General features: G+C 68.5%; 9 protein-coding genes and 1 pseudogene. 6 read left to right on the top strand and 4 right to left on the bottom strand.

All coding sequences use genetic code 11. The features are described from left to right. The 3 genes and pseudogenes from VNR91_RS11045 to VNR91_RS11035 all read left to right on the top strand — a co-directional run. A pseudogene (locus VNR91_RS11045) lies at window positions 1–1,185 on the top strand (DNA polymerase III subunit alpha); the annotation flags it as partial. A gap of 108 nt (window positions 1,186–1,293) precedes the next feature. After that, complete coding sequence (locus tag VNR91_RS11040) at window positions 1,294–2,886, top strand: long-chain fatty acid--CoA ligase (protein WP_325490822.1); 1,593 nt, start codon at window positions 1,294–1,296, stop codon at window positions 2,884–2,886. Between the two features lie 11 nt (window positions 2,887–2,897). Continuing rightward, a complete protein-coding gene (locus VNR91_RS11035) occupies window positions 2,898–3,386 on the top strand; it encodes an NUDIX hydrolase (protein ID WP_325490821.1) in 489 nt (162 codons plus the stop codon). On the opposite strand, the gene VNR91_RS11030 is transcribed toward VNR91_RS11035, so the two are convergent. Beyond that, entirely contained in the window at window positions 3,349–4,419 is a 1,071-nt protein-coding gene (locus VNR91_RS11030) for a PA0069 family radical SAM protein (RefSeq protein WP_325490820.1), read from the bottom strand. The genes VNR91_RS11035 and VNR91_RS11030 overlap by 38 nt on opposite strands. A gap of 52 nt (window positions 4,420–4,471) precedes the next feature. Here VNR91_RS11030 and VNR91_RS11025 point away from each other — a divergent pair, with 52 nt between their 5' ends. Then, window positions 4,472–4,810: a VOC family protein gene (locus VNR91_RS11025; protein ID WP_325490819.1), complete on the top strand. Its 339-nt coding sequence runs from the start codon at window positions 4,472–4,474 to the stop codon at window positions 4,808–4,810. 67 nt (window positions 4,811–4,877) lie between these two features. Further along, the gene (locus VNR91_RS11020; protein ID WP_325490818.1) at window positions 4,878–5,384 is read left to right on the top strand and encodes a YbjN domain-containing protein; all 507 of its coding nucleotides are present in this window, start codon (window positions 4,878–4,880) and stop codon (window positions 5,382–5,384) included. Window positions 5,385–5,415: 31 nt separating this feature from the next. Here VNR91_RS11020 and moaB read toward each other — a convergent pair whose 3' ends face one another. Genes moaB through VNR91_RS11005 form a run of 3 tightly spaced genes read right to left on the bottom strand, consistent with a single transcriptional unit; the run spans window position 5,416 to window position 8,511 of the window. Beyond that, window positions 5,416–5,943 (bottom strand): molybdenum cofactor biosynthesis protein B, encoded by a 528-nt coding sequence (gene moaB / locus VNR91_RS11015; protein ID WP_325490817.1) that lies wholly within the window; start codon window positions 5,941–5,943, stop codon window positions 5,416–5,418. Beyond that, window positions 5,933–7,777, bottom strand: a complete 1,845-nt coding sequence (locus tag VNR91_RS11010) for a lytic transglycosylase domain-containing protein (protein ID WP_325490816.1) — start codon at window positions 7,775–7,777, stop codon at window positions 5,933–5,935. Before VNR91_RS11010 ends, moaB begins: the two co-directional genes overlap by 11 nt. After that, window positions 7,777–8,511, bottom strand: coding sequence for a uracil-DNA glycosylase family protein (locus VNR91_RS11005; protein ID WP_325490815.1), 735 nt, complete (start codon window positions 8,509–8,511; stop codon window positions 7,777–7,779). The genes VNR91_RS11010 and VNR91_RS11005 overlap by 1 nt, the downstream gene beginning before the upstream one ends. Window positions 8,512–8,630: 119 nt before the next feature. Here VNR91_RS11005 and VNR91_RS11000 point away from each other — a divergent pair. Next, window positions 8,631–8,890: NAD(P)/FAD-dependent oxidoreductase (locus VNR91_RS11000; RefSeq protein WP_325490814.1), on the top strand; the 260-nt coding region annotated here is incomplete at its 3' end.

Raw genomic sequence — 8,890 nt, 5'->3', positions numbered from 1 at the left:
GCATGGCTGAAGGCGCATTATCCGCATGAATTCTTCGCCGCGTCGATGTGCTTCGACATGGCGCAGACCGACAAGCTGGCGATCTTTGCCGACGACATGAAGCGGCTGGGCGTCGCCTGCCAGCCGCCCGACGTCAACGCCAGCGAGGCCGAGTTCAGCGTCGAGGAAGTGGCCGAGGGGCTGGCGGTCCGCTACGGCCTCGCCGCGCTGAAGGGCGTCGGCGAGCGGGCGATGGAATTGCTGGTCGCGGAACGGATGGCACGCGGCGACTTCGCGTCGCTCGACGATCTCGCGCGCCGGGTCGATCCGCGCCTGCTCAACAAGCGGCAGGTGGAGACGCTGGCCGGGGCGGGCGCGTTCGATTCGATCGACCCCGACCGCGCGGCGATCCACGCCGGGGCGGAAACGATCCTGGCGGTGGCGGCACAGACGCATCAGAACCGCGCGAGCGGGCAGGGCGGCCTGTTCGGTGAGGGGGACGGCGGCATGGTCGCGGTCCAGCTCCCCGCCGGCGCGCGCTGGACGCTGGCGCAGCGGATCAATGCCGAAAAGGATGCGTTCGGCTTTTTCTTCTCCGCCCATCCGCTCGACCGCTATCGCCATCTCGCGGCGGCGCAGGGCGCGCGGACGATCGTCGGGCTGGGCGAGATCGAGATAGCCGAGGGCGCGCGCACCGCCGCCACCGTCGGTGCGCTGGTCGAGGATGCGCGCTGGCGCACGTCGGCGCGCGGGCGGCGCTATCTGATGGCGACGCTGTCCGATGCGACGGGGCAGGTGCCGGTCACCTGTTTCGATGAGGGACCGTGCAAGGATCTGGAGGAGGCGGCGCGGAACGGCGGCTGCGGGCTGGTATCGGTCGAGCTGGACCGGCGCGCGGGGGAGGACAGCGCCCGCGTCACCGTCCGCTCGATCCGGCCGTTCGAGGCGCTGGCCAGCCAGGCGCGGATGATCCTGCGCCTGCGGATCGATACGCCCGAGGCGATGGGGACGCTGGCCGGGCTGCTGGACGTGCGCGGCGGGCAATGCGCGGTGGTGATCACCTGCACCGCGCCCGGCGGCGACGCGCAGGTGCAACTCGGCGAGGATTTCCTGGCCGACGAGGAGCTGGCCGCGCGCATCCGGCTGCTTCCGGGCGTTGCCCAGGCGGTGCTGGAAAGCCGGGAACTGCGCCTGGTCGCGGGATAATCGCCAGATTCGCATTTCCGGTATGTTTCCGCCGGACAACGCCTCTGGACCTTACGCCGCGCGCCGATACATATCGTGTGTCGTGAACACGGAAGAAACAGGCGAGTGATGCTGGGACAGATGCAAGACTATGAGCTGCGCGTGACGCACCTGCTCGACCACGCCGCCCGCGAACATGGCAGTCGGGAGATCGTCACCCGCTGGGCCGACGGCAGCGAGAGTCGGACGAGCTGGGCCGGGGTGGCGCACGATTCGCGACGGCTGGCGCAGGCGCTCGAACGGCTTGGGCTGCGGCCGGGCGACCGGGTCGGCACGCTGGCGATGAATCACGCCCATCATCTGGTCGCCTGGTATGGCACGATGGGGATGGGCGGGGTCGCGCACACCATCAATCCGCGGCTGTTCGACGATCAGCTCGCCTATATCGCCAATCATGCGGGCGACCGCGTGCTGCTGTACGACAAGGCGTTCCAGCCGATCGTCGACCGGCTCAAGGCGCAGTGGACGACGATCGAGCATTATGTGGTGATGGACGGCGACGGGCCGGACAGCCTGCGCGCGCTGATCGATGTCGAGGACGGCGACTATGCGTGGCATGAAGGATCGGAACGCGACGCCTGTCTGATGTGCTACACCAGCGGCACCACCGGCAATCCCAAGGGCGTCCTCTATTCGCATCGTTCGACCGTGATCCACGCGATCACCGAGCTTCAGCCCGCCGAGTTCGACCTGTCGGCGCAAGCGGTGGCGCTGCCGGTGGTGCCGATGTTCCACGCGGTCGGCTGGGGCCTGCCGTTCGCGATGGCGGCGGTCGGCGGCAAGTTCGTGTTCTCGGCGGTCAATGACGCCAAGGTCCTCTGCGCGCTGATGAACCGTGAGAAGGTGACCCACTCGGCCGGAGTGCCGACGGTGTGGTTCGCGATGTTCCAGCATATGGACGAGACCGGGGAGGAGCCGCGCCACCTCAAGATCGTCACCATCGGCGGATCGGCGGCGCCGCGTGCGATGGTCGAGCGGATCATGCGGATGGGCGTCCGCGTCAATCACGCCTGGGGCATGACCGAGACGTCGCCGATCGGCACGATGGGCGCGCCGTCGTGGGACTGGGACGAATTGAGCTTCGAGCAACAGGTCGATCAGGTGGTCAAGCAGGGGCGCGCACCGTTCGGCGTCGAACTGCGCGTGGTCGATGACGAGGGCGCTTTGCTGCCGCGCGACGGGGTCAGCTCGGGGCGGCTCCAGATTCGGGGGCCATGGATCGTCAAACGCTATTACGGGAGCGACGAGGACGCGCTGACCGCCGACGGATGGTTCGACACCGGCGACGTCGCGGTGATCCATCCCGACAACGTCATGCAGATTACCGACCGCGCCAAGGACGTGATCAAGTCGGGCGGCGAATGGATCAGCTCGGTCGATCTGGAGAATGCCGCGGTCGGCTGTCCCGGCGTGGCGGAGGCGGCGGCGATCGGCGTGTTTCACCCGAAATGGGACGAGCGCCCGATCCTGCTGGTGGTGCGCAAGCCCGGCAGCGCGGTGACGGCGGAGGAGGTACAGGCGCATCTGGCCAAGCACGTCGCCAAATGGTGGCTGCCCGATGAGATCCACTTCGTCGACGACCTGCCGCACACCGCGACCGGCAAACTGCTCAAGACCGCGATCCGCGAACAATATAAGGACTTCAGGCTGGCGGCGGCGTGAGGGCGGGCGCCGTGATCGGCGAGCCGCCTGAACCGGTCCACACCGCGTGCGCGATTTTCATGCGCGGCGGCAGGGTGCTCCTGGCCAGACGCGCCGGGCACAAGGCGAGTTATCCGAACTGCTGGGATTTTGTCGGCGGGCACCTGGAATCCGGCGAAACGCCCGAACAGGGCCTTGCCCGCGAATCGATGGAGGAGGTCGGGCTGCTCCCACATCAGCCACGGCCCGTCGGCCTGATCCATGACGAGAGGATGGGCGCGATCTATCACATGTTCGTGATCGATCGCTGGGCGGGGGGAGAGCCGTCGCTCGTGGGCGAGGAGCATACCGAGCTTCGCTGGTTTCCCATCGCGCAGGCCGTCGAACTGCCCGGACTTGCGCTGGCGCAGTATCGCGATCTGCTGCGCACCCTGCCATCCGGGCCGGACCAGGCGCGGCGGCGACGGGGCGTGGGGTCTTTGGCTAGAACAACTCCCCCTGATCTCCCGCCGGCGGCCTGAACAGTTCCGTCCGCAGCGGCTTGCGCTCGCGAGTCAGCCCATGTTTGCGGCAGGCGATGTGGAATCGGGTGCGCAACAGCTCCGCCCACGGCCCGCTGCCGCGCATCCGTGATCCGAAATTCGGGTCGTTGCGCTTTCCGTCGCGCAGCGACCGGATCGTCGCCATCACCTTGCCCTTGCGATCGGGGAAATGCGCGTCGAGCCATGCCTCGAACAGCGGCGCGACCTCATGCGGCAGCCGCACAGGGATGAACCCCGCGCCATAGGCGCCCGCTTGCGCCGCACGTTCGATCAGATGCTCGATCTCATGGTCGGTGATCGCCGGGATCACGGGCGCGATCGATACGACGGTCGGCACGCCCGCCGCCGCCAGCTTCGCCACCGCCGCCAGCCGCCGTTCGGGATGCGGCGCGCGCGGCTCGACGGTCCGCGCCACCTTTGGGTCGAGCGACGTCACCGAAACCATCACCGCCGCCAGTCCCCTCGCCGCCATCGGGGCCAGCAGGTCGAGGTCGCGCACCACCCGGTCGGACTTGGTGGTGATGGTGATCGGGTGATCGCACGCCGCCAACACCTCGATACAGCCGCGGGTGATGCGCCAGTCGCTCTCGATCGGTTGATAGGGATCGGTGTTGGTGCCAAATGCGATCGGCCGACAGACATAGCCGCGCTTCCCCAGTTCGGCGCGGAGCAGCGCGGGCGCGTCGGGTTTGGCGAACAAACGGCTTTCGAAATCGAGCCCCGGCGACAGATCGTGATAGGCGTGGGTGGGCCGGGCAAAGCAATAGATGCAGCCATGCTCGCAGCCGCGATAGGGGTTGATCGAGCGATCGAAAGGGACGTCGGGGGACTGGTTGCGCGTGATGATGGTGCGCGGGTGTTCGACGGTCACCGTGGTCCGCAGCCGTGGCGGTTCGCCGTCGATGCCCTCGCGATCGTCCAGCCAGTCGCCGTCGGCCTCGCGCTGGGGCAGGTTGAAGCGCATGCTTTCGCTGTTGTGAGTGGCGCCGCGCACCGGCCTCGCCTTTGCCATTGCGCGGCAATATGGCGGATGTTAGAACGAAGCAAGAACAAAGGAGTGGGTGATGGCGCGTCTGAACTATGTTGAACTGCCGGCGCGCGACGTCGGGGGGTGCAAGTTGTTCTACAGCCGGGTGTTCGGTTGGAGTTTCACCGATTTCGGGCCGGATTATGCCGCGACGACCACCGGGGACGTCGATGTCGGCATCAATGGCGATGCGGAGCAGGCGACCGCGCAACTGCTGCCGGTGATCCAGGTCGACGATCTGGAGGCGACGCTGGCCGATGTCACCGCGGCGGGCGGCGTGGTGACCTTGCCGATCTTCGCCTTTCCCGGCGGCAGGCGTTTTCATTTCCGCGATCCGCAGGGGCATGAGCTGGCGGCGATGGTGCCCGACGAATAGCGTTGCGCGCGGGAGCGCTCCGGTGCTTAGCTGGGGCCCTTGATCCAGGTTGGGGGCGGATATGCGGATGAAGGCGTGGATGGTCGCGGCGGTGGCGCTGGCGGGGGCGAGCGGACCGGCGACGGCGGCGGAGCAGGAGAAATATCTCGACCTGTCGAACCCGGAGGTGGTCGCGAGCGCGATCCGCACGGCAGGCTACAAGGCCGAACTCAAGACCAACAGCAAGGGCGAGCCGCTGATCGCCAGCTCGACCAACGGGTCGGATTTCACCGTCGAATTCTACGGCTGCAACGAGGCTAGGAAGGGTTGTGGGTCGTTCCAATTCTATGCGTGGTACAAGAAGGACCCGTTCTACACGCTGGAAATGATCAACGAATGGAACGCCAAGAAGCGATTCCTGAAGGTCGCGATCGACGGCGACGGCGATCTGGCGCAGTCGATGGATTTCACCTCCGTCGGTCGGGTCAACCAAACGGCGTTCGCCGACATGCTCGACTGGTACACGGTGATGGACGGCGAACTCGGCAAGTTCCTGAGCGAAAAGCGCACGGCGGCGGGCAAGCCGGCGTCCTGATCGGCGTCGGCCCCCTTGCGCGGGTGCTGCGTCAGCCCTCGTGCAGGCGCGGCATCAGCTCGACGAAGTTGCACGGGCGGTGGCGGCTGTCGAGCTGGCTGGCGAGAATGCCGTCCCAGCCATCCCTGACCGCCCCGGTCGATCCGGGCAGCGCGAAGATATAGGTGCCGCGCGCGACGCAGGCGCAGGCGCGCGACTGGATCGTCGATGTGCCGATCGTGGCATAGCTCAGCCAGCGGAACAGCTCGCCGAAGCCGGGGATCGGCTTGTCCTGTACCGCTGCCAGCGCCTCCGGCGTGACGTCGCGGCCGGTGACGCCGGTTCCGCCGGTGGTGATGACGCAGTCGATCGAGGGATCGTTGATCCAGACGCGAAGCTTGCCGGTGATCGCCGCGACATCGTCGGGCAGCAGCGCGCGGTCGGCCAGTTCATGCCCGGCCGCGGTCAGCCGCGCCACCAGTGTGTCGCCCGACGTATCGGTATCGGCCGTGCGGCTGTCGGAAACCGTCAGCACCGCGATCCGGACCGGCCGGAACGCGACGCTCTCGTCAATTGGCACGTTTCAGCGCGGCGATCGCGTCGGAATAGCTGACCGGGGCGGACGGCGTCGGCACCGAACCGGCCGGGCGCGGCTGGACCCGCACCGCGCTGGCGCCGTTCATGCCGGGGAATTTCGGCCACAGGCCGCGTGCCAACGCCGCCCGGCTGGCCGATTCCTTGCCGGCCTGCCCCTCATACATCCAATAGTTGCGCAGCACCGTCAGCACATAGCCGCGCGTCTCCCAATAGGGGATCGATTCGATGTAGAGCAGCGGGTCGCTGCCGTCCTTCATCTGGCTATTCCACACGCTCACCGGCAGCGGGCCGGCGTTATAGGCGGCGATCACCTTGGGCAGCAGCCCGCCGGTTGACGGCTGGTCGCGCAGTTGCTCGAGATAGCTTTGCCCGACCTCCATGTTGGTCGACGGCTTGGTCAGCGAGGCGCGGTCGAGCTTGGCCAGCCCCTTGGCGCGGGCGATGTCGGTGGCGGCGGCGGGCATGATCTGCATCAGGCCATAGGCGCCGGCCGGGCTGACCACGCCGATGCGGAACCGCGATTCCTGGAGGGTGTGGGCATAGACCAGCGCCTTGTCGACGCGCCAGCCGCCGTCGGGCGTCCAATTGGGCATCGGATAGCGCGAAGCCATCGCCGGCTGCGCGCCGACCGGGCCGTTGTGCGACATCCACAATTGCGTCTCGGGCAGGTTGAGCCGCCCGGCAAGGCGGGTCAGCGCGCCATATTCGCCGGGAACCCCGATCCGCGCCTGCTGGCGGATCACCTTGTCGGCCAGTTCGCCCTCACCGATTTCGGCCAGCGCGGCGGCGACGTGGACGTTGGGGCGGCGTTCGAGCAGCTGCCAGTCCTCCGCGCGGGTCTGTTCGCCCGACGCGGCTAGCGGGGTCGAAATGCCAAGCGATTCGCGCGCGAGCTGGCCGTAGAAGGTCTCGCCATATTGGGCGGCGTTCTGCAGCCTGGCCTGGACCAGATCAGGGCGCCCGGCGGCCATGTCGGCGCGCGAGGCCCAGAAGAAGCCGGCAGCGCGCAGATCGGTGTCGGCGGCGCGCTGGGCGACGCTGGCGAAGGCGGCGGCGGCGGCGGCGAAATCGCGGCTGCGCCATGCCGACAGGCCGGCGACCCAGTCCGCCTGCGACGCCCATTCGCCGGTGCCGCCCTGCGCCAGCGCGGCGACGCGACGCGCGGAGACGTCGTCGTTGGAGACGTAATAGATCCACGCCACCTTCTGGCGCCATTCGGTCAGCGCCTCCGGGGTGAGATCGTTGACCTTGGCCTCGACCAGCGCCTCGGCATCGGCGCCGCGATCGGCCTTGATCATCGGCTGCACCGTCCGCGCCAGCTCGGCGGCGGCGGCATCGCTGCGCGCGGTGGTCTTGGCGCGGCGGCGGTTGGGCGCGCCGTCATACCACACCAGCGTCTGCGCGGCGGGAATGACGGGAAGCGCGGTGGCGCCGCGACTTTCGGCGAGGCGCGCGAGCTGCGCGGCCTGCGGCAGTTCGGGCGCATCGGAAATCAGCTGGGTCAGCGCAGCGACATCGATGCGCGGTGATCCCTTGGCGGTGTAGAGTTCGGCGCGGGCGAAGGCGTGGAGCGGGCCGGGCTTCATCGCGTCGAGCTGGATCTGCGCGTCGGACCAGCGGCTGGCGCGGATCGCGGCGAACACCGCGCGATAGGCGGCGCGCTGATCGGCGTCGAGCTGATCGGGCACCCCGTCGCCGCGCGGCGCGGCCGATGCGGAGGAAAATCGCTGGTCAGCCGCATCGGCGGCATGGGCCGCGATCGGGGCAGCGAACGGCAGTGCCACGGCGGCCACGGCAAGCAGGAAAGTGGAGCGCATCAGCGCAAGCCCCCCATCAACAATTGCAAATCCTTCCAGGCGTCGCCCTTCCGCGACGGCCGTTCCAGGAGAAAACGCGGGTGCCAGCTCGCGACCGCTTCGACAGTGACCACTTCAAGGTTAATCCTGTGCAAACTTCCACGGGCCTTGACGCTATCCACCCCAATCAACGCACGACTCACCGACTTTCCAAGCAAAAGCAGCCGCTTGGGCGCGGCCAGCGCGATGTGGTGACGCAGCAGCGTGGTCAGCTCCGCCTCGCTCTCGGAGGGCAGGATGCCGCCGATCGGACGCGCGATGGCCAGTGCCGCCAGATGGATACTCGCGCGGTCGCGGCCGATCGCGCCCAGGATCCGGTCGAACAGCACGCCCGCCGCTCCGCCCATCAGGCCGTCGCCTTCCGGGCAATCGACCACAATCATCAGATCGCTGGCCGGATCGCCCTCCGCCGCGAGAAGCGGGGCGCCCCAACTGGCCTCGGGCGCATCCGGGCCGGTGCGCCAGGCGGCGAAGGCGTCGAGCGTGGCGGGCAGCGGTGGCGCCGGCGCGACGTCCGCCACCTTGGCCGCGCCGGCGCGGGCGGCGTCGGCGGGCCCGGTTGCCGCCGGCCCGTTCGCCGGTGTGCGCCAGTCGCGTGGCTGGTCGGCGACGAGCGTGTCGACGCCCGCGTCGCGCCACCAGTCGAGCGCGCTTTCCGCCAGTTGTCGCCAATCGTGATGCTGATCCGCCCCCATCGCGGCCACTAGAGTCCTGCCTTGACGTGGCGGTCAATCTGCCCGAACCGGATCGCGGATGAGACGTTGCCCGGGCACGACGACAGGGGGTCGGTGCGCTGTCCCGGCGGGAGATGACGATGGCTGAACGCGAGTCGATGCCCTATGACGTGGTGATCGTCGGTGCCGGCCCGGCGGGATTGTCGGCGGCGATACGGCTGAAGCAGCGCGCGAACGAGGCCGGCGCCGAACTGAGCGTGTGCGTGCTCGAAAAGGGCTCGGAAGTCGGCGCGCACATTCTGTCCGGCGCGGTGATCGATCCCAAGGGGCTGGACGAACTGATCCCCGACTGGCGCGATCGGGGCTGCCCGCTGGCCGAGGTGCCGGTGACCGACAATCA

The sequence above is a fragment of the Sphingomonas sp. genome, from assembly GCF_035555815.1.
Classification (GTDB): Bacteria; Pseudomonadota; Alphaproteobacteria; order Sphingomonadales; family Sphingomonadaceae; genus Sphingomonas.
This window is presented reverse-complemented; position numbering and strand designations above follow the sequence as displayed.

Excerpts from the sequence above, each read along its gene's own strand:
- VNR91_RS11025 (WP_325490819.1), top strand. The coding sequence starts at position 4,472 with ATGGCGCGTCTGAACTATGTTGAACTGCCGGCGCGCGACGTCGGGGGG.
- VNR91_RS11020 (WP_325490818.1), top strand. The coding sequence starts at position 4,878 with ATGAAGGCGTGGATGGTCGCGGCGGTGGCGCTGGCGGGGGCGAGCGGA.
- VNR91_RS11040 (WP_325490822.1), top strand. The coding sequence starts at position 1,294 with ATGCTGGGACAGATGCAAGACTATGAGCTGCGCGTGACGCACCTGCTC.
- VNR91_RS11005 (WP_325490815.1), bottom strand. The coding sequence starts at position 8,511 with ATGGGGGCGGATCAGCATCACGATTGGCGACAACTGGCGGAAAGCGCG.
- VNR91_RS11010 (WP_325490816.1), bottom strand. The coding sequence starts at position 7,777 with ATGCGCTCCACTTTCCTGCTTGCCGTGGCCGCCGTGGCACTGCCGTTC.
- VNR91_RS11030 (WP_325490820.1), bottom strand. The coding sequence starts at position 4,419 with ATGGCAAAGGCGAGGCCGGTGCGCGGCGCCACTCACAACAGCGAAAGC.